Origin of the sequence: Pseudomonas sp. (genome assembly GCF_036387035.1) — a bacterium.
Taxonomy (GTDB): domain Bacteria; phylum Pseudomonadota; class Gammaproteobacteria; order Pseudomonadales; family Pseudomonadaceae; genus Aquipseudomonas.
This window is the reverse complement of record NZ_DASVUM010000140.1, coordinates 1-19,606: the sequence shown is the minus strand read 5'-3', so window position 1 is coordinate 19,606 and position 19,606 is coordinate 1. Positions and strand designations below refer to the sequence as shown.

Annotated in this window: 18 protein-coding genes; 11 read left to right on the top strand and 7 right to left on the bottom strand. The window is 60.2% G+C overall.

What is annotated here, in order from left to right:
* Nucleotides 1–218: 218 nt before the first annotated feature.
* From VF672_RS13635 to gap, 6 genes are all read right to left on the bottom strand, one after another.
* Nucleotides 219–623 carry a YbaN family protein gene (locus VF672_RS13635; RefSeq protein ID WP_331105111.1) on the bottom strand — a complete coding sequence of 135 codons (405 nt, stop codon included), beginning with the start codon at nt 621–623 and terminating at the stop codon, nt 219–221.
* A gap of 95 nt (nt 624–718) precedes the next feature.
* On the bottom strand, nt 719–1,318 hold the full coding sequence (locus VF672_RS13630) for a biliverdin-producing heme oxygenase (RefSeq protein WP_331105110.1): 600 nt from the start codon (nt 1,316–1,318) through the stop codon (nt 719–721).
* A gap of 88 nt (nt 1,319–1,406) precedes the next feature.
* Nucleotides 1,407–3,746 (bottom strand): TonB-dependent hemoglobin/transferrin/lactoferrin family receptor, encoded by a 2,340-nt coding sequence (locus VF672_RS13625; protein WP_331105109.1) that lies wholly within the window; start codon nt 3,744–3,746, stop codon nt 1,407–1,409.
* Between the two features lie 182 nt (nt 3,747–3,928).
* Nucleotides 3,929–4,171: a FecR/PupR family sigma factor regulator gene (locus VF672_RS13620; RefSeq protein ID WP_331105108.1), complete on the bottom strand. Its 243-nt coding sequence runs from the start codon at nt 4,169–4,171 to the stop codon at nt 3,929–3,931.
* Between the two features lie 81 nt (nt 4,172–4,252).
* The gene (locus tag VF672_RS13615; protein ID WP_331105107.1) at nt 4,253–4,768 is read right to left on the bottom strand and encodes a sigma-70 family RNA polymerase sigma factor; all 516 of its coding nucleotides are present in this window, start codon (nt 4,766–4,768) and stop codon (nt 4,253–4,255) included.
* Nucleotides 4,769–4,985: 217 nt separating this feature from the next.
* Nucleotides 4,986–5,987 (bottom strand): type I glyceraldehyde-3-phosphate dehydrogenase, encoded by a 1,002-nt coding sequence (gene gap / locus VF672_RS13610; RefSeq protein ID WP_331105106.1) that lies wholly within the window; start codon nt 5,985–5,987, stop codon nt 4,986–4,988.
* Between the two features lie 234 nt (nt 5,988–6,221).
* Between gap and edd the strand changes: the two genes are divergently transcribed.
* From edd to VF672_RS13560, 10 genes are all read left to right on the top strand, one after another.
* A complete protein-coding gene (gene edd, locus VF672_RS13605; RefSeq protein WP_331105105.1) occupies nt 6,222–8,048 on the top strand; it encodes a phosphogluconate dehydratase in 1,827 nt (608 codons plus the stop codon).
* A complete protein-coding gene (locus VF672_RS13600; RefSeq protein ID WP_331105104.1) occupies nt 8,045–9,007 on the top strand; it encodes a glucokinase in 963 nt (320 codons plus the stop codon). Before edd ends, VF672_RS13600 begins: the two co-directional genes overlap by 4 nt.
* A 127-nt stretch (nt 9,008–9,134) precedes the next feature.
* Nucleotides 9,135–9,872 (top strand): response regulator, encoded by a 738-nt coding sequence (locus VF672_RS13595; RefSeq protein WP_037014852.1) that lies wholly within the window; start codon nt 9,135–9,137, stop codon nt 9,870–9,872.
* A 6-nt stretch (nt 9,873–9,878) separates the two neighbouring features.
* A complete protein-coding gene (locus VF672_RS13590; RefSeq protein WP_331105103.1) occupies nt 9,879–11,339 on the top strand; it encodes an ATP-binding protein in 1,461 nt (486 codons plus the stop codon).
* A gap of 138 nt (nt 11,340–11,477) precedes the next feature.
* Nucleotides 11,478–12,764: an ABC transporter substrate-binding protein gene (locus VF672_RS13585; protein ID WP_331105102.1), complete on the top strand. Its 1,287-nt coding sequence runs from the start codon at nt 11,478–11,480 to the stop codon at nt 12,762–12,764.
* A 157-nt stretch (nt 12,765–12,921) separates the two neighbouring features.
* Nucleotides 12,922–13,830: a carbohydrate ABC transporter permease gene (locus VF672_RS13580; RefSeq protein WP_037014845.1), complete on the top strand. Its 909-nt coding sequence runs from the start codon at nt 12,922–12,924 to the stop codon at nt 13,828–13,830.
* Nucleotides 13,823–14,668, top strand: coding sequence for a carbohydrate ABC transporter permease (locus VF672_RS13575; RefSeq protein ID WP_122622506.1), 846 nt, complete (start codon nt 13,823–13,825; stop codon nt 14,666–14,668). Before VF672_RS13580 ends, VF672_RS13575 begins: the two co-directional genes overlap by 8 nt.
* A 2-nt stretch (nt 14,669–14,670) precedes the next feature.
* Nucleotides 14,671–15,831, top strand: a complete 1,161-nt coding sequence (locus VF672_RS13570) for an ABC transporter ATP-binding protein (protein ID WP_331105101.1) — start codon at nt 14,671–14,673, stop codon at nt 15,829–15,831.
* A gap of 138 nt (nt 15,832–15,969) precedes the next feature.
* Entirely contained in the window at nt 15,970–17,325 is a 1,356-nt protein-coding gene (locus VF672_RS13565) for a carbohydrate porin (protein WP_331105100.1), read from the top strand.
* A 168-nt stretch (nt 17,326–17,493) separates the two neighbouring features.
* Complete coding sequence (locus tag VF672_RS13560; RefSeq protein WP_331105099.1) at nt 17,494–18,369, top strand: D-hexose-6-phosphate mutarotase; 876 nt, start codon at nt 17,494–17,496, stop codon at nt 18,367–18,369.
* A 41-nt stretch (nt 18,370–18,410) separates the two neighbouring features.
* Here the strand turns inward: VF672_RS13560 and VF672_RS13555 are convergent, their stop codons facing one another.
* Nucleotides 18,411–19,280, bottom strand: a complete 870-nt coding sequence (locus VF672_RS13555; RefSeq protein WP_065992054.1) for a MurR/RpiR family transcriptional regulator — start codon at nt 19,278–19,280, stop codon at nt 18,411–18,413.
* A gap of 231 nt (nt 19,281–19,511) precedes the next feature.
* Here VF672_RS13555 and VF672_RS13550 point away from each other — a divergent pair.
* Nucleotides 19,512–19,606, top strand: a 95-nt coding sequence (locus VF672_RS13550) for a hypothetical protein (protein ID WP_331105112.1), incomplete at its 3' end; no start/stop codon positions are given.

The following is a 19,606-nucleotide window of genomic DNA, read 5'->3' as shown; positions in this document are numbered from 1 at the left end:
CTGCTTCGCCAGCTCAAGGGTGCGCGAACGGAAATGGCGCTGGCGGTGAACGCCTACAACCTGAAAAGGGCGATCAACGTGCTGGGCTTGCGCCGAATGATGGAGTTGCTGGCCTAGGAAGGCCTTTTTTCTCTTTGTACCGACGAAAAATGCCCCTACTTGATCGGGGCTTTTTTGGTTAGCGGCCAGTTATCCGGTTTTCACACGGTCTGCACACCTCACTTTTCCGGCTGACGCCGCGATGGCTCTGGCCGCGACCAGATCCACAGATTGACCAGCACCATGCCGGCCACCGCGAAGTAGATCCACCAATTGTGTTTCAGGACCACCAGCATCAGAACCGCACACATCAGCATGGTGACCGTGGCGCTGATTTTGGCACTGCGCGCAATCATCTTGCCGTTGCGCCAGTTGCTGAGCATTGGCCCGAACAGTCGATGGTTTTCGAGCCAGGCGCTCAGCCGCGGCGAGCTTCGGGTCGCCGCCCATGCTGCCAGCAGAATGAATTCGGTGGTGGGCAGGCCCGGAATGAAAATCGCGATGATGCCGATGGTCAGGCTCACGTAGGCGAGAAGGCCAAGGAGGATGCGGGACAGTTTACTGCCGGGTGGAGTACGGGTCATGGTCTCGGTAATGCAGAGTCAGCAGGTGCTGCGGGAGTTTTCACGTCCCGCAAAAGGCGCTCAGCTTATCAGTGCCGAGCGCAAAAGGCCCGGATTCAGGCGGGTTCGGCTTCAGACGCCGGAGCATAGACGTGTTGCAGCAGCACATTGAACCGTTCGAAGGCCGCCACCGCGCCGCGGTCTATCTCGCGCTCCTGCTCGGCGTTGAGCGGCAGATCGTCAATGATCCGGATAAACCGCTTCCAGCCATCGGCGCGACCGCCGGCCTGCTCACCCAGGTGGCGGGCGCCGAAGGTGTCGCTGAGGTCCAACGCAACGGCGCGTTTGATCAGAAAGGCGGCGCCCAGCTTCGAGCCCTCAGAGACGAACAGCCAGCCCAGTGCTTCGGCAAGCCCAGGCTCGTTGACAGCGCCGGGGACCGGGCCGGGAAACGCAACCTGAAGATCGAGCAGGTCGGCTTTGGCCTGCTCGGCGCGGCAGCGATCTGGCAAATCGGCAATCAGCTCAATCAGCAGCGGATGGGTGTACAGCGCTTTGAGCTCGGTCTGGAACAGGTACTGGGCACTGAGGAATCGAGTGTAGCTGGCGAGCGTATCGAAGGGTGCGTTGGCTTTCACCGCCTTGTCCAGTCGCTCGTGCGGGGCGTGGGTGATCTGGTTCAGTCGTTGTGAACGGCGGATCGCGTTATCGGTCATGGGTCTTCCTTGGAGTTTAGGCGCTTGTTGACGAGACGAACGAGCGTGGCAGGCGCCTAAAAAGCACGCGCCTGCCGTCGAGATCGGGTCAGATGTTCCACACCACGTTGACGGCAAAATTGCGGCCTGGCTGGGTCAACCGGTCGAGGTTGGCGGGTGCGGTGGCAGCTGCTTCGCCGACGTTGTCGTAGCCGCGCACGTCGTCCCACAGCCAGTATTTTTTGTCCGCCAGGTTGTAGAGGCCGCCGCTGACCGTGACGTCGTCGGCAACTTTGTAATACCCCGTCAGGTCGACGAGACCGAAACCCGGCGTCTTGAGCCGGGTGGCCCCATCCGGCGCGGAGTAGTTGGCGGTGTCGACGCGCGTCTTGCGCTTCACCAACGTCCAGTTCAGCAAGCCGCCGTATTTGGACTGGTCATAACCCAGCCCAACCACGCCGGTGAGCGGGTTGATGCTGTTGATGGGCTGGCCGGTGTCGTTGTTTCGGCCGTACAGATAGGCCAGCGAGCCTTTGGTGTAGAGGCCTTCGGGTGCGCCGAAGCTGTCCAGGTTCAAACGACCCTTGAGCTCGACGCCCTTGATCGTGGCGTGCTTGATGTTGTTGGACTGGAAGGTCGTGGTCGTGGATTCGGCCGGAATGACCGCGTCTTCGTTGATGAAGTCGCGGTACGTGTTGTAGAACGCCGCGAGATCAAACGTGCCCTCGTCGAAGTGACCGCGCAGGCCAGTCTCGTAGCTTTTGCTGGTCTCGGGTTTCAAGTCAGGATTGGGCTCGACGACGTAAGCGGACCGGGTGTTCTCGAAGCGGCCATACAACGCCTTGGCGCTCGGCGTGCGGAAACCCTCGGCGTACTGACCGTACCAGGTGTAGGCGTCGTTGAACGCATACGTCAGCCCCAGCTTGGGTGACAGGCGATGCCATTTCTTCGTGCTGTCGTCGAACTGGCTCTTGCTGGTCAGGTTGACGCTCTTCAGGAATGAATCCGTGGCGTGCGGGTCGAGCGCGGTGTAGTCGTAGCGGGCACCGGGCATGAACGTCCAGTCGCCCCACTTGATCTGATCCTGGGCGAACAGAGCGTAAGTGGTGATCGTCGGGTTCGGGAAGTCATTGGTGGGCGCCACGATGTCGTTCCGGCCAGTACTGATTGCGCCAATGGTGCGGCAGCTTCCGAGGACCGACGCACAGGTGGCTGATCCGGTCCGAAGTCCTGCCACCTTCTGCTGCTTCAGAGTCGTGCCGTAGGTCAGCAGGTGCTGGGTGCTGCCAATGTCGAACGCTTTATCCAGTTGCGCGTCGAGGATCCATTGGCGTTCTTTGTAGTGGGTGTCGCGAGTGCGCCAGACGTCACGACTGCCGGGTACGAAACGCTCGGAGGTGTTCTGATCGGTCTTGGCAATCTGGTGATTCAAGCTCCACCTGGCGTTGTCGGCGGCCACGCTGTCCAGCGCGAAACGGTGTTCCAGGCCGATGCGCTCGCGGGTGATAACGTCATTGGTTTCGCGGCTTTTGTACATCCCAGACGCCCCGACGCCCGGATAGAAAGGACCACCGACCGCGCTCTTTTGATTGCTATGGGTATCGTCTTTGTACTTCTCGTAGGTGAAAGCCAGACGTTCGTTATCGCCGTAGTTCCAACCCAGTTTGGCCAGTACGTTGGTGGCGCGGGCGTCTTCCGGGTTGGCCGCCGTGCGCGACAGCCCCGTACCGCCATGCTCACCGTATGACTCTGTCTCGTGGCCGTTGCGCTGACTGACGTGCAGCAGGCCGTCGACATTCGCCGCCCGGCCGGCCATCGTGGATGAGTTCAGCCAGCTGTTGTCCGCCGAGCTGTAGCCGGTTTTCAAGCGGGCGCCGACGTCTTTGCCCGGCTTGATGATGTCTTCGGGGTCGAGGGTGTAATAGCTCACCGCGCCGCCGATGGCGCTGCTGCCATACAGCGCCGAGGCAGGTCCGCGCAGGATCTCGACGCGCTTGATGATCTCCGGATCAACGTAATTGCGATGGGTGTTGGCAAAGGGGCCCTGAAAGAAGTTGCCCGGGACTTCGACGCCATCCACCTGGGTCAGGATTCGGTCGCCATCAATGCCGCGGATGTTGTAGCCACTGGTGCCCGCGCGCTGACCGGCTCCGCCCACGGAAATGCCGGGCTCGTCGCGGACGAGATCGCGAATGCTGTTGACGTTGCGCCGGTCCAGCGCCGCACGGTCCTGCACCGTCACCGTGGCGGGTACTGAATCCACAGGCTGCGCCTGACGTGTGGCGCTCACCGTGATCTGCTCCAGTTCCACCGCAGTACTCTGCTCGGCGGCAGCAACGGCCGGGCTATGCAGGGCCGCAGTGATAACAGCGATTGTGAGCAGCGATAGCCCGAAGGGGTGGGCAAGTTTCGGCGAGGCGGGTGAGGCGGGGTTGAAGCTGGACAGCATGGATAGCGCTCCCTGTCGTGCGGGTCGTCATAGTTGTTGCGAGATGATTCAATAGGAATCAGTTGCATTGGCTATGACTAGACGTACGGGCTGCGGCTATCGCGTAAAAATAATTTCGGGCAGTTTCAGATGATCTGATTCAGAGCAGTGGCGCAGCAATCTCGCCAGCTCACCGTCCGGCATTACGTTTTTTTCCGCGCAGCCAGCGCCGCTGCGGCATCGAACACCGATTGCGAGTGCCACACTGCCTCGGCGCTGGCGAACGCTTCGCGGTGGACAGGATCGGCGTCGAGCCATTCCATAAAGCGCGCGTGCGTGGCGGCATCGGCGATGTCGAGCTCCATCAGCCAGGTCAGCGCTTGATCCATCGTTTCGGCGCGCGCGGCCTCGGTCTGAGGGCTGCGAGGTGGTTGGGTGTCCGTCAAGCAGGGTCCTCGGGTCCACGGTTTGGGCAGCAGTGTAGCGACAGTCTGATGCGGCAGCTGACGAATGCCAATGGTTGGAGCTTAGTGATTGAAACGAGCCGCCACACTCAGGCAGAGCGCCATGATCAACTTGAGCTCCTTTTGCACGGTGCTGGTGGATATTCCCAGCTGCTCGGCGATTTCCTGATAACTGGCGCCGTGCAGGCGACTGAGGGTAAAGATTTTCTGTTGCCGGGGCGTCAGGTTTTCCAGGCTCGCGCTAAGACTTTCCAACAAACGGTTGGCGTGGGCGGCATCCTCCAGCGCGGAGTCGGAGGCGACGACATTATGGATATCGTTGATCGGCGCATCCTCGACGATGGTGCGCGCGTGAGTACGCCGGGCACGCAAATGATCCAGCGCCAGATTGCGCGCGGTCTGGAAGACGAAGGGTTCGAGGTGTTCGATGGCTCGCTCGGTGAGCGCGCGGGTCACACGCAGATAGGTTTCCTGGAGCAGGTCTTCGGCGGTGGTTTGGCTGCGGACCATGCGCTGAAGCGTGCGCAGCAGCATGGTTCGTCGGGCGAGAAAGACAGTATTGAAGTGCGACTGAGTCACGGGGGCACCTGACCAGAATTCAGCGGATGATAATGCTTATCATCTAGAGGTCAGGTCAAGGCAGGGATTTGCACAGATTGTAAGGGCGCCGCACGGCGACGGTGAGCATTCCTGGAATGGACAGTATCTCCTGCGATGGCGGCGAATCAGTCAACACAATGTGTCTGACCTGCCGCCATTCAGGCACGCGCGTTGCTGCAGGACGTTAGCCCATCACTTACTCGGCATTCATCAACGCCAGGCAGTTATCCAGCATGCGGTTGGAGAAGCCCCACTCATTGTCGTACCAGGCCAGTACCTTCAGCAGGCGGCCGCTGACTTTGGTGTGGTTCGCGTCGAAGATCGATGACAGCGGGTTGTGATTGAAGTCGTGGGAAACCAGCGGCAGCGTGTTGTAACCAAGGATTTTCGAATGCTGCGCTGCTTCTTTCATGATCGCGTTGACTTCTTCGGCCGTCGCATCGCGCTTGAGCTGAATGGTCAGGTCGACCAGCGACACGTTAATCACCGGCACACGAACAGCCATGCCGGTCAGCTTGCCCGCCAGTTCCGGCAGCACCAGACCGACCGCTTCGGCAGCGCCGGTCTTGCTCGGGATCATGGACTGAGTGGCTGAACGCGCGCGGTAGGGGTCGGTGTGGTAGACGTCGATCAGGTTCTGGTCGTTGGTGTAAGCATGGATAGTGGTCATCAGGCCGCTTTCGATGCCCAACTCACGGTTCAACACCTGGGCGACGGGTGCCAGGCAGTTGGTGGTGCACGAGGCGTTGGAGATCACCTGGTGCGACTGGCGCAGCACATCATGGTTGACGCCGTAGACGATGGTCGCATCGGCGCCTTTGGCCGGTGCGGAAATAATCACTTTTCTGGCACCGGCGGTGATGTGCGCGGCAGCCTTGGTGCGGTCCGTGAAGAAACCGGTGCATTCGAACACCACGTCGATGTTCAGGGACTTCCACGGCAGATCCGCAGGGTTGCGGATGGCGCTCACCGCGATTCGATCACCGTTGACGGTCAGGCTTTCATCGTCGTGCTCGACGGTGCCGTCGAACGGTCCGTGTACCGTGTCAAATTTGAGAAGGTGAGCGTTGATCTCGCTGTCGCCCAAATCATTGATGGCGACGACTTGCAGGTCCTGGCGGTAGCCTTGGGTATAGAGTGCGCGTAGGACGTTGCGGCCGATTCGGCCAAAGCCATTGATTGCGATGCGGAGAGTCATACAGCCGTCCTCGAGAATTTGTTGTTGGAATTACAAGATTATTCTCATAAAAATAGAAAACAACCCCTTTTAGTGGCAGTATTTTGTTTTATCTACAAATAGAAGCCTGTCTGGCCGTCACAATCGTCTGAAAATCAAGCCCTTGCCGCCGCTCTGTCTGAGCGTCGGATTTGATCGCAGCCTTGTGAAAGCGTCTGAACGGGTGACCACATCCGCTAGCCTGGAGTTCATGACATGCATCCCCGCGTCCTTGAGGTAACCGAACGGCTGACCGCTCGCAGCCGTGAAACCCGTCAACGCTACTTGCAATTGATTCGGGACGCGGCGAGCGACGGGCCGATGCGGGGCAAGCTGCAATGTGCCAACTTCGCCCATGGCGTCGCGGCTTGTGGTCCCGAAGACAAGAACAGCCTGCGCATGATGAACGCGGCGAATATCGCCATCGTCTCTTCCTATAACGACATGCTCTCGGCGCATCAGCCGTACGAACACTTTCCCGAACAGATCAAGAAAGCGCTGCGTGAAATCGGCTCGGTGGGGCAGTTTGCCGGCGGCGTTCCGGCCATGTGTGACGGCGTTACCCAAGGCGAGCCGGGCATGGAGTTGAGTATCGCCAGCCGGGAAGTCATTGCGATGGCAACGGCGGTGGCGTTGTCGCACAACATGTTCGACGGTGCGCTGATGCTGGGCATCTGCGACAAGATCGTTCCGGGCCTGCTGATGGGTTCGCTGCGCTTCGGTCATCTGCCGACGGTCTTCGTCCCCGGCGGGCCGATGGTTTCGGGCATCTCCAACAAAGAGAAAGCCGACGTGCGTCAGCGCTACGCCGAAGGCAAGGCGACTCGCGAAGAGCTGCTGGATTCGGAAATGAAGTCCTACCACGGCCCTGGCACCTGCACGTTCTACGGCACGGCGAACACCAACCAGCTGATCATGGAAGTCATGGGTCTGCATCTTCCCGGCGCCTCTTTCGTCAATCCCTACACGCCGCTACGCGATGCCCTGACCCGCGAGGCGGCGTTCCAGGTTACGCGTCTGACCAAACAAAGCGGCGACTTCATCCCTCTCGGGGAGATTGTGGACGAACGTTCGCTGGTCAACTCGATTGTTGCCCTGCACGCGACAGGCGGTTCCACCAACCACACGTTGCACATGCCGGCGATCGCCCAGTGCGCAGGCATTCAGCTGACGTGGCAGGACATGGCCGATCTCTCGGAAGTCGTGCCGACCCTCTCTCACGTCTACCCGAACGGCAAAGCCGACATCAACCACTTCCAGGCTGCGGGCGGCATGTCGTTCCTGATTCGTGAGTTGCTCGACGCGGGCCTGATGCACGAAGACGTCAATACAGTGGTGGGCCGTGGCCTGCGACGCTACACCCAGGAACCGTTCCTGGAAGAAGGCAAACTGGTGTGGCGCGATGGCCCGATCCAAAGCCTGGACGAAAACGTCCTGCGGCCCATCGCGCGTCCGTTCTCGCCCGAGGGCGGCCTGCGAGTCATGGAAGGCAACTTGGGCAGGGGCGTGATGAAAGTCTCCGCCGTTGCACTGGAGCATCAGATCGTTGAAGCCCCCGCGAAAGTCTTCGAAGATCAGCAAGACCTCGCCGACGCCTTCAAGGCCGGAGAGCTGGAATGCGATTTCGTCGCGGTCATGCGCTTCCAGGGGCCGCGCTCCAACGGCATGCCTGAGCTGCACAAGATGACGCCGTTTCTGGGTGTGCTGCAGGATCGTGGTTTCAAGGTGGCGCTCATTACTGACGGGCGCATGTCCGGCGCGTCCGGGAAAATTCCTGCGGCGATCCACGTTTGCCCGGAAGCCTCCGACGGCGGGCCACTCGCGTTGGTGCGTGATGGGGATCTCATTCGTGTCGATGGCGTAAAAGGAACGTTGCAAGTTCTGATCGAACCGGCAGAATTGGCCGCCAGAGAGCCGGCGATCGGTCGTTTGTCACACAACGTGGGCAGCGGGCGCGAATTGTTCGGTTTCATGCGCATGGCCTTCAGCTCGGCAGAGAAGGGCGCCAGCGCCTTTACTTCGAATCTGGAGACGCTCAAGTGACATTGGCGATGGTGGGTGATATCGGCGGCACAAATGCGCGTTTTGCCATTTGGGAAGATGACGAGTTGCATTCGATCCGGGTGTTCGCAACGGTCGATTACGCCAGTCCTGAAAAAGCCCTGCTGGTCTATCTGCAGGACCTGGAATTGCAGCGCGGTGATGTCACCTCCCTTTGCCTGGCCGTGGCCGGCCCAGTGACTGGCGACGATTTTCAGTTCACCAACAGCCACTGGAAGATCAACCGGCAAGCGTTTTGCGCCGAGCTGAAAATCGACCACCTGATCCTGGTCAACGACTTCACTGCCATGGCCTTGGGCATGACTCGCCTGAAGGACGATGAGTACCTGACCGTGCGTCATGGCAAAGGCGATCCTGGTGGCGCGCGCGTGGTGATCGGGCCGGGCACCGGGCTTGGCGTCGGCACCCTGATCCGCACCGGCGAAGCACGCTGGTCCGCCGTGCCGGGTGAGGGCGGTCACGTTGATCTGCCAATAGGTACGCCCCGCGAAGCCCTGCTGTGGATGCGTTTGATGGCCTCCCACGAGCACGTCAGCGCCGAGACGATTCTGAGCGGCGCCGGTCTGTTGCTGCTGTATCAAGTCAGCTGTGGACTGGATGAGATCGAGCCCGAGTTCAAATCGCCTGCGGCCATCACCTCGGCGGCGCTCAAGGGTGACCCGGTCGCCAGCGCGGTGCTGGAGCAGTTCTGTGTCTTCCTCGGTCGCGTGGCGGGTAACAATGTACTGACTGTCGGCGGACGCGGCGGCGTGTATATTGCCGGTGGCGTGATCCCGCGGTTCGTTGATTTCTTCATGCAGAGCGGCTTCAACAAGGCGTTCGCCGAGAAGGGCTTGATGAAAGATTATTTCAAGGACGTGCCGGTGTGGCTGGTCACGGCCGAATACCCGGGTCTGACGGGTGCAGGCGTGGCGCTGGATCAATACGCGACGAGTCGCTAGCGGCAAGCTGAAAGTAGCAAGCTGCAAGCGGCAAGCAAAGGCCGCGTACGTCTCGCTGGCCGCTTTAAGCTTGAAGCTTGTAGCCTGAAGCTGCCTTAACCACCCATTGCTCACAAGGACGACTCACGTGAACGCTGTCAGTAAATCGATTCTGGTCGTCGACGATGACCAGGAGATTCGCGAGTTGCTGCAAGCCTACCTGAGCCGGTCCGGTTTTCAGGTGCGCACGGTTGGCGATGGCGCGGAGTTTCGTCAGGCATTTAACGAAGAGGCCAGCGATTTGCTGATCCTCGACGTCATGCTCCCCGATGAGGACGGCTTCAGCCTGTGTCGCTGGGTCAGGCAGCATCCGCGTCAGCCGCATATTCCCATCATCATGCTCACGGCCAGCTCCGACGAGGCCGATCGTGTCATCGGGCTGGAGCTTGGTGCCGACGACTACATGGCAAAACCCTTCAGTCCCCGTGAGCTTCAAGCCAGGATCAAGGCGTTGTTGCGTCGCGCCCAGTTTGGTCAGGAGCGCAGCGGCGGCGAAGTACTGGTGTTCGATGAGTGGCGGCTGGACATGGTCAGTCACCGGCTGTTTCACAACGACGGCGAAGAAGTGATTTTGTCCGGCGCTGATTTCGCGCTGCTCAAACTGTTCCTCGACAACCCTCAACAAATCCTCGATCGCGACACCATCGGCAACGCCACCCGGGGCCGTGAGCTGATGCCGCTGGAGCGCATCGTCGACATGGCGGTGAGCCGCCTGCGTCAGCGCTTGCGTGACACGGGCAAGGCGCCGCGGTTGATTCGCACCGTGCGAGGCAGCGGTTATCTGTTGGCAGCCAATGTGCTGCCGCAAGCCGGCAACGGTTACTAACCCTCGATGGTGACGGACAAGAAGCGCCGACTGCCGGTGCCGCGTTCGCTGCTGGGGCGCATGCTGCTGCTGACCTTGTTTGCCGTGTTACTGGCGCAAACCCTGTCCAGCCTCATCTGGCTTTCGCAATTGCGCGCCACGCAAATGGAAGGCCTGGTCACCAGTGCCCGCAGCCTGGGTTTCTCCATGGCGGCGAGCGTGAGCTACTTCCGCTCGCTGCCGGTCGCCTTCCGGCCTTTGGTCCTCGATCAACTGCGCAGCATGGGCGGCACCCGTTTCTTCGTTTCGCTCAATGACCGCCCGCTGGAAATGCAGGTACTCGAGCCCACCGCGCGCAAGACGGCCGTCATCGATGTGGTGGGGCAGGTGCTGCGGCAGAACCTGGGAGCCGACCCGGACATCCTCGTGCGGTTCGTGCGTCCCGAAGACCTGCGCATTTTCAACAGCGGCTTGAAGCTCGACGAGCTGCCACGCTCGTGGGCGCATTACGCGCTGACCCTCGAGCCGGTGAACCCGCCGGTGTTGGTGACTCAGATCGAGCTGTCGCCCGGCGAATGGCTGTACATCGCCTCGCTGCTGCCTGAGCCTTACACCATGCTTGAGGCTGAAGGCTTGCCCTCGCAGCAGGTCTGGTTCATTGCCCTGACGAGTGTTTTTCTGCTGGTGTTCATTGGTCTGCTGGTGCACTGGCAGAGCGGTCCGCTCAAGCGTCTGGCCCATGCGGCGCGGGATCTGTCATTGGGTGCCGACGTTGAGCCGGTGGTGGAGGGTGGCGGCAGCGAAGTGGTGGAGGTGACCCGCGCCTTCAACACCATGCGCGACCGGATCAGCCGTTACCTTACCGAACGCGGGCAATTGTTCAGTGCGATTTCCCACGACCTGCGCACCCCGATCACCCGCCTGCGATTGCGCGTCGAGCTGCTCGAAGACGAACAGATGCAAGCCAAGTTCACCCGCGACCTGGATGAGCTGGAGCTGTTGGTCAAAGGCGCGTTGCAGTGCGTGAAAGACACTGACATTCACGAGAACATCGAGCCCGTCGACCTCAATCACGCGCTCGATTGCCTGATTGAACCCTATCTGGCCCCCGACGGCGCGGGCCGCGTCACATTGCAGGGCAAGGCCATGTCGATGTATTACGGCAAACCGCTGGCGCTGCGCCGGTGCATGGGCAACCTGATCGACAACGCGATCAAATACGGCGAGCGTGCCCATTTGTTCGTTGAAGACGACACCGATGCGTTCATTCTTCACGTCGAAGACGAAGGCCCCGGCGTGCCGGAGCAGCGGATGGAGCAGGTCTTTGAGCCGCACTTCCGGCTGGCGGGTAAACACCAGCAGGGTTACGGGCTGGGGCTTGGTATCGCACGCAACATTGCCCACAGCCATGGCGGCGAGGTGACGTTGCAGAACATGCGCGAGGGCGGGTTGCGGGTGACGCTTTACCTGCCGCGCGGTGTGGAGTAATCAGGCCGTTTCTCGGAGTGTCACAGCCCTGTGACATTTGCGCATCCCTTCGTTACCGTCCGCTCTGGGCCCTTGGTTAGAATCCACGCAGCGCAAGCGCCACGACTTGCTCATGCATAACAACAAGAAAGGTCAGATATGAATTCGATTTCCCGTCTCGCTGCACTTATTTCCCTCGCCTCGTTGTTCCCTCTGAGCGCCATGGCGGCTGATGCCAAAGGCACTGTCGAAGTCGTGCACTGGTGGACGTCCGGTGGCGAAAAAGCCGCTGTCGATGTGCTCCGTGCACAAGTTGAAAAAGATGGTTTCACCTGGAAAGACGGCGCTGTTGCAGGCGGCGGCGGTGCAACCGCAATGACTGTGCTCAAGAGCCGCGCCGTTGCTGGCAACCCGCCGGGCGTCGCGCAGATCAAAGGTCCGGACATCCAGGAATGGGCCTCCACCGGCCTGCTTGATACCGACGTGCTGAAGAACGTCTCCAAAGAGGAGAAGTGGGACAGCCTGCTCGACAAGAAAGTCTCCGACACCGTGAAGTACGACGGTGACTACGTTGCCGTGCCGGTGAACATCCACCGCGTTAACTGGCTGTGGATCAACCCGGAAGTCTTCAAGAAAGCCGGTATCGAAAAAGCCCCTACCACCCTCGAAGAATTCTACGCAGCGGGCGACAAGCTCAAGGCGGCAGGCTTCATTCCTCTGGCCCATGGTGGCCAGCCTTGGCAGGACAGCACTGTTTTTGAAGCCGTCGTGCTCTCCGTAATGGGCGCCGATGGTTACAAGAAGGCGCTGGTCGACCTCGACAACGCTGCGCTGACCGGCCCTGAAATGGTCAAGTCGCTGACCGAGCTGAAGAGAGTCGCCACCTATATGGATGCCGACGGCAAAGGCCAGGACTGGAACCTGGAAGCGGCCAAAGTCATCAATGGCAAGGCCGGCATGCAGATCATGGGTGACTGGGCCAAGAGCGAATGGACCGCCGCCAAGAAAGTCGCCGGCAAGGACTACGAGTGCGTAGCGTTCCCGGGCACCGACAAGGCGTTCACCTACAACATCGACTCCCTGGCTGTGTTCAAGCAGAAGGACGCGGGTACCGCTGCCGGTCAGCAGGACATCGCCAAGGTCGTGTTGGGCGAAAACTTCCAGAAAGTCTTCAGCATCAACAAAGGCTCTATCCCGGTTCGCAATGACATGCTGGCTGACATGGGCAAGTACGGTTTCGACTCGTGCGCCCAGACCGCCGCCAAGGATTTCCTGGCTGACGCCAAGTCCGGCGGCCTGCAGCCAAGCATGGCGCACAACATGGCCACCACACTGGCCGTGCAAGGTGCGTTCTTTGACGTCGTGACCAACTTCATCAACGACCCGAAAGCCGATCCTGCCGATGCGGCGAAGAAGCTGGGCGCTGCGATCAAGTCTGCCAAGTAAGCCGTAACACCGCTTGCTCCATGTAGGAGTGAGCTTGCTCGCGATGGCGTCATGTCAGCCAATGCAGACGGCACTGACACGCCGCATCGCGAGCAAGCTCACTCCTACAGAAGGCGGCGTGTTTGCACTCTTCATTTTTCTTGTACTGGATTTCACCATGAGTTCTGTTGCTGTGTTCAGCAAAGCCTCGCCGTTCGATGCACTGCAGCGCTGGCTACCCAAACTGGTGCTGGCGCCCAGCATGTTCATCGTATTGGTGGGCTTCTACGGCTATATCCTGTGGACGTTCGTTCTGTCGTTCACCAACTCGACTTTCCTGCCGACCTACAAATTCGTGGGCCTGGCGCAATACGCCCGGTTGTTCGACAACGACCGCTGGTGGGTGGCCAGTAAAAACCTCGCGGTGTTCGGTGGCATGTTCATCGGCATCAGCATGGTGGTCGGCGTGCTGCTGGCGGTGTTCCTCGACCAGCGCATCCGTCGCGAAGGCTTTATCCGCACCATCTACCTGTACCCGATGGCGCTGTCGATGATCGTCACCGGTACGGCATGGAAATGGCTGCTCAACCCGGGCATGGGCCTGGACAAGCTGCTGCGTGACTGGGGCTGGGAAGGCTTTCGCCTGGACTGGCTGATCGATCCGGACCGCGTTGTGTACTGCCTGGTGATCGCTGCGGTATGGCAGGCGTCGGGCTTCATCATGGCGATGTTCCTGGCCGGCCTGCGGGGTGTCGATCAGTCGATTATCCGTGCCGCGCAAATCGACGGCGCCAGCATGCCGAAAATCTACTGGAAGGTCGTGCTGCCGAGCCTGCGCCCGGTGTTCTTCAGTGCGGTCATGATTCTGGCGCACATCGCGATCAAGAGTTTTGACCTGGTGGCCGCCATGACGGCCGGTGGCCCCGGCTATTCCTCCGACCTGCCGGCGATGTTCATGTACTCGTTCACCTTCAGCCGTGGCCAGATGGGCATGGGTTCTGCCAGCGCAATTTTGATGCTCGGCGCCATCCTCGCCATTCTTGTGCCTTATCTGTATTCCGAGCTGAGGGCCAAGCGCAATGACTAGTCTCGTCAACAAGCCCGCCCTCAGCCTGAGCCGCGTCGCCATCTACGCAGTGCTGATCGTAGCGGTGTTTATCTACCTGGTGCCCTTGGTCGTCATGCTCTTGACCAGCTTCAAGTCGCCGGAAGACATCGGCAGCGGCAACCTGCTCAGCTGGCCGACCGAAGTGACCGCCATCGGCTGGATCAAAGCCTGGGCGACGGTAAAAGGCTACTTCTGGAACTCGTTCCTGATCACCGTGCCCGCGGTGCTGATTTCCACCACCATCGGCGCGCTGAACGGCTATGTGCTGTCGATGTGGCGTTTTCGGGGCTCGCAGTTGTTCTTCGGTCTGCTGCTGTTCGGCTGCTTCCTGCCGTTCCAGACGGTCCTGCTGCCCGCGTCGTTCACCCTCGGCAAAATGGGGCTGGCCAGCACCACGACGGGCCTTGTGTTTGTCCACGTTGTGTACGGCCTGGCGTTCACCACCCTGTTTTTCCGCAACTACTACGTCAGCATTCCGGACGCACTGGTCAAGGCTGCACGACTGGACGGTGCGGGCTTCTTCACCATCTTCCGTCGGATCATTCTGCCGATGTCGACGCCGATCATCATGGTCTGCCTGATCTGGCAGTTCACTCAGATCTGGAACGACTTCCTGTTCGGTGTGGTGTTCTCCAGTGGTGATTCGCAGCCGATCACGGTGGCGCTGAACAACTTGGTCAACACCAGTACGGGCGTCAAGGAATACAACGTTGATATGGCGGCGGCGATGATCGCCGGTCTGCCGACCCTGCTGGTCTACGTGGTCGCAGGCAAGTATTTCGTGCGCGGGCTGACGGCCGGCGCAGTCAAGGGGTAATCATGGCAACGCTTGAACTACGCAATGTAAACAAGACTTACGGGGCCGGTCTGCCGGACACCCTGAAGAACATCGAACTCTCCATCAAAGAAGGCGAGTTCCTGATTCTGGTCGGCCCTTCGGGCTGCGGTAAGTCGACCCTGATGAACTGCATCGCCGGGCTGGAAAACATTACCGGCGGCGCGATCATGATCGGTGACCAGGACGTCAGCGGGATGAGCCCGAAGGATCGCGACATCGCCATGGTCTTTCAGTCCTATGCGCTGTATCCGACCATGAGCGTGCGCGAGAACATCGAGTTCGGGCTGAAGATCCGCAAGATGAATCAGGCTGACATCGACGCTGAAGTCGCCCGGGTTGCCAAGCTGCTGCAGATCGAGCACCTGCTCAACCGCAAGCCGGGACAACTGTCCGGTGGTCAGCAGCAGCGCGTGGCCATGGGGCGCGCCTTGGCACGTCGGCCAAAGATCTACCTGTTCGACGAACCGCTTTCCAACCTCGACGCCAAGCTGCGCGTCGAGATGCGTACCGAAATGAAGCTGATGCACCAGCGCCTGAAGACCACCACGGTCTACGTCACCCACGATCAGATCGAGGCGATGACCCTGGGCGACAAAGTGGCGGTCATGAAGGACGGCATCATTCAACAGTTCGGTACGCCGAAGCAGATCTACAACGATCCGGCCAATCTGTTCGTTGCCAGCTTCATCGGCTCGCCGCCGATGAACTTCATCCCGCTGCGGCTGCAACGCAAAGACGGTCGCCTCGTGGCATTGCTCGACAGCGGTCAGGCACGTTGCGAGCTGCCGATGAGCATGAATGATGCCGGTCTCGAGGACCGTGAGGTGATTCTGGGCTTGCGTCCCGAGCAGATCGTGCTAGCGTCCGGTGATGCTTCGGGTCTGCCGACCATTCGCGCCGAGGTTCAGGTCACAGAGCCTACCGGGCCCGATACGCTGGTGTTTGTGACCCTCAACGAGAGCAAGGTCTGCTGCCGTCTGGCACCGGATATCGCTCCCGCTGTGGGCGAGACCTTGACGCTGCAGTTCGATCCGGCGAAGGTTCTGCTGTTCGACGCCAAAACCGGCGAACGCCTTGGCGTCCTGGCACCGAGTCAGTCGGTGGAGAACATGGGGAATGTCACGCGGCTCAACCGCAGTTGATTTCTCAGGTGCAGGAGCACTGCACCAACGAGCACCTGTGACGGGTGGATGTCTGCCGTACAAAACCCGTCATGCACACGAAGCACGTGGTTACAACGCTGTTCAGAAGCTAATAACAATAAAACGAGGATCCAAGGGATGAAGAAGGTACGTAACAAGTCGCTAAACCAGTTTCAGCTGATCGGTGGGTTGTCTGTCCTGAGCGCGTTGACGATTTCCGGAACGGCGTCTGCAATGGAGCCTTTCAAAGCCAGCGAGCACATGACCGGCGACTGGGGTGGTCTGCGTCAGGAGCTTTATGACAAAGGTTACGACTTCCCGATCGAGTACGTGGGCGAAGCCGCCTCCAACCTCAACGGTGGTTATAACGACGACAGGACCGGCCGCTACAGCGACCAGTTCGCGTTCGGCGTACAGATGGACCTGCAAAAAATCCTCGGCTGGCACGACGCTGAATTCAAGCTCGCGATCACCGAACGTAGCGGCAACAACATTTCCAACGACCGTATCGGCGATCCGCGTGCCGGCACGCTCAGCTCCTCCCAGGAAGTCTGGGGCCGTGGCCAGACCTGGCGTCTGACCCAGATGTGGGTTAAGCAGAAGTACTTCGACGGCAAGCTGGACATCAAGGTCGGCCGTTTCGGCGAAGGCGAAGACTTCAACAGCTTCCCTTGCGACTTCCAGAACCTTTCGTTCTGCGGCTCGCAGGTCGGTAACTACGTAAACACCTGGTACAACTGGCCGGTCAGCCAGTGGGCTGCACGCGTGAAGTACAACATCACGCCTGAGTTGTTCGCCCAGATCGGCGTCTACGAGCAAAACCCTTCGTACCTCGAAACCGGCAACAGCTTCAAACTCAGCGGCAGCGGCTCCAAAGGCACCGTCGTACCGGTTGAAGTGGTGTGGTCGCCGAACGTCAACTCGCTGCCAGGCGAATACCGTCTGGGTTACTACGTGAGCAACCCGAGCGCCGACGATCTCTACGAGAACGAAAACGGCCAGCCTCAGGCGACTGCTGGCGGCGACTTCAAGTCCCACAAAGACAAGCACGGCTGGTGGGTCGTGGCTCAGCAGCAGCTGACCGCACACAACGGCGACGCTTCCCGTGGTCTGAGCATTTTCGCCAACGCGACCGTGCATGACAAAGCCACCAACTTCGTCGACAACTACCAGCAGGTCGGCTTCGTCTACAAAGGCCCGTTCGATGCACGTCCGAAGGATGACATCGGTATCGGTGTCGCGCGTATCCACGTCAACGATGATGCCCAGGACAACCGTCGTCTGGTCAACGCCGTCAACGGTATTGAGGATTACGACAACCCCGGCTACCTGCCGATCCAGAAGACCGAATACAACTCGGAAATCTACTACGGCGTGCACGTAACCGACTGGCTGACCGTACGTCCCAACCTGCAGTACGTGAAGAGCCCGGGCGGTGTGGACGACGTTCAGAACGCGCTGGTTGCCGGTATCAAGATTCAGTCCAAGTTCTAAGTTAAAAGCGGACGCTCCTCCGCGCTCCACAAACGATCAAGGGTCGTGTGTGCTTTACGGGCAGCCTGGCTGCCCGTTTTTTTTCAGAGATTTATTTAGCAGCAGTGGCTCCGCAGTCGGGGCATTTTTTCTTGCGTGACGAGTGACGCCATCTGGAGCGCTACAACGATGCCCTTCAGGGACCCCGGCTCAACCGAGCATCCCCTTCAGCGATTCTTCACCTCGGTGCGACCGCAACCGACCTTTCAGTGGGAACGCTACCAACAGCGTGATGTGCTGGTCATCCACCATGCGCAGTGTCAGGCCGTGTTCAGTCGGCAGGGCGCGCAGCTATTGCACTTCGAACCTTCAGGGCAAAAGCCGTGGCTGTGGTGTGCCGCGCACTGGCCCCTTGTCGGAGCCATCCGCGGCGGCGTGCCGGTCAGTTGGCCCTGGGTGGGCCGGCATCCCGGCGAGAGCGGCTGGCCCGCCAATGGGTGGGGCCGACTGCTGGACTGGAAACTGGTCGACAGCCACGAACACGAGGCGGGCGTGACGTTGCGCTGGCAACTCAAGCTGTGGGACTGGCAGGCCGATCTCTACGCTGAACTTGGACAGTCGATGGACTTGCGCCTGGAGACGCGCCACGACGACAGCCAGCCTTGCCACTTTGGCCATGGCTTGCACGCCTACTGGCGCATCAGCGATGTGGCGGCCGTCGCATTGCAGGGGCTCGACGGCGCGCACGGTTACGACGAACTCAGCCGCAGCGCCTGCGAACAACGAGGCGAGCTGCGTGTGCAGGGCAGTTGTCAGCGGGTTTTCGAGCACGCTGGGATGCTTGAGTTGCAGGATGACCCGTGGCAGCGGCGATTGAGCATCGACACGGGCGACAGCGACAGCACGGTGGTCTGGCACCCCGGCAGTCGCCCACTGCTCGGCGTGGGCGGCGAGGAGGCCATGGGCTTCTTGCGGGTCGAGGCGGCCTCAGGCGTGGATGATTGCCTCAGCCTGGCGCCCGGGCAGCACGCCAGCCTGAGCTTGCAGGCGAGTCTGGTTCACTGAGGGCGGGGAGTGAGCCGGCTCTCGAATGCGGGGCGCCACCCTCAGTTCAATTCATCGTCCGCCGGGTAGCGGCTCGCGTTCAGGCTTTCCTTGATCTTGCGCAGGTGCGGCTGGAAGTCGACACCGCGACGCAGGGTCATACCGGTCGCCAGCACGTCCAGCACGGTCAGTTGGACGATTCGCGAGGTCATGGGCATATAGATGTCAGTGTCTTCCGGCAGCGGAATGTTCAGGCTCAGCGTACTGGCCTTTGCCAGCGGTGAGTCGGCGGCCGTCAGGCCCAGCACCGAGGCGCCGTTCTCACGGGCGATGCGCGCCACTTCCACCAGCTCGCGGGTGCGCCCGGTGTAGGAAATGATCACGAACAACTCACCGGTGTGAGCCACCGAGGCCAGCATGCGCTGCACCAGCACGTCGGCGTGGGCGGTGACGGCAAGGTTGAAGCGGAAAAACTTATGCTGCGCGTCGAGTGCCACAGGCGCCGAAGCCCCGAGCCCGAAGAAGTGGATCTGCCGCGCTTGAATCAGCAGGTCGACCGCTTTGCTGATCAGGTTGGGATCAAGCACCTGGCACACGCTGTCGAGGGACGCAATGGCGCTGCCGAAGATCTTGCGTGTGTAGGCTTCCGGATTGTCATCGGCTTCCACGGCGCGGCTGACGTAAGCAGCGCCGCTGGCCAGGCTCTGGGCAAGCTGCAGTTTGAGCTCCGGATAGCCGCTGACATCGAATGAACGACAGAAGCGGTTAACCGTCGGCTCGCTGACCTTGGCGGCCTGCGCCAGCGCAGCAATGCTAAAACGGGTGGCCTGCTGAGGGTTGCTCAGAATCGCTTCGGCGACCTTGCGCTCGGCCTTGTTCAGCTCTTCCAGACGACTCTGGATCTGCTCCAGAAGATTGCGTACGCGGTCCATGAATTGTCCTTCTGATGAAACGACGACAGGCCGGTCGGCAGGCCTTTATTTGAAGAGTCGGAATTTGGGCCTTTAGCCTGTCGCAAAGGTGGCCTATCGTACTGAGGGCCTGTGGTGATCACCACTCTAATGTGGTTCTGGTGGTAATGTTGTGGTTATTACTACATTTGGCCTTGAGTAACGCCTTTAAAAAAGGTATTTGTAGCCTAACTTGATAAAAGAACCAACATTATGCTCTCGATTACGGTTGAACCGTGCACTTTTGCCTTGTTTGGCGCCTTGGGCGACCTGGCAGTGCGCAAGCTGTTCCCGGCCCTTTATCAACT

Bases quoted from the DNA above. Each gene is read 5' to 3' on its own strand.
- VF672_RS13635 (WP_331105111.1), bottom strand. From the start codon at position 623: ATGACCCGTACTCCACCCGGCAGTAAACTGTCCCGCATCCTCCTTGGC.
- VF672_RS13630 (WP_331105110.1), bottom strand. From the start codon at position 1,318: ATGACCGATAACGCGATCCGCCGTTCACAACGACTGAACCAGATCACC.
- VF672_RS13625 (WP_331105109.1), bottom strand. From the start codon at position 3,746: ATGCTGTCCAGCTTCAACCCCGCCTCACCCGCCTCGCCGAAACTTGCC.
- gap (WP_331105106.1), bottom strand. From the start codon at position 5,987: ATGACTCTCCGCATCGCAATCAATGGCTTTGGCCGAATCGGCCGCAAC.
- edd (WP_331105105.1), top strand. From the start codon at position 6,222: ATGCATCCCCGCGTCCTTGAGGTAACCGAACGGCTGACCGCTCGCAGC.
- VF672_RS13590 (WP_331105103.1), top strand. From the start codon at position 9,879: ATGGTGACGGACAAGAAGCGCCGACTGCCGGTGCCGCGTTCGCTGCTG.
- VF672_RS13585 (WP_331105102.1), top strand. From the start codon at position 11,478: ATGAATTCGATTTCCCGTCTCGCTGCACTTATTTCCCTCGCCTCGTTG.
- VF672_RS13580 (WP_037014845.1), top strand. From the start codon at position 12,922: ATGAGTTCTGTTGCTGTGTTCAGCAAAGCCTCGCCGTTCGATGCACTG.
- VF672_RS13575 (WP_122622506.1), top strand. From the start codon at position 13,823: ATGACTAGTCTCGTCAACAAGCCCGCCCTCAGCCTGAGCCGCGTCGCC.
- VF672_RS13570 (WP_331105101.1), top strand. From the start codon at position 14,671: ATGGCAACGCTTGAACTACGCAATGTAAACAAGACTTACGGGGCCGGT.
- VF672_RS13565 (WP_331105100.1), top strand. From the start codon at position 15,970: ATGAAGAAGGTACGTAACAAGTCGCTAAACCAGTTTCAGCTGATCGGT.
- VF672_RS13560 (WP_331105099.1), top strand. From the start codon at position 17,494: ATGCCCTTCAGGGACCCCGGCTCAACCGAGCATCCCCTTCAGCGATTC.
- VF672_RS13555 (WP_065992054.1), bottom strand. From the start codon at position 19,280: ATGGACCGCGTACGCAATCTTCTGGAGCAGATCCAGAGTCGTCTGGAA.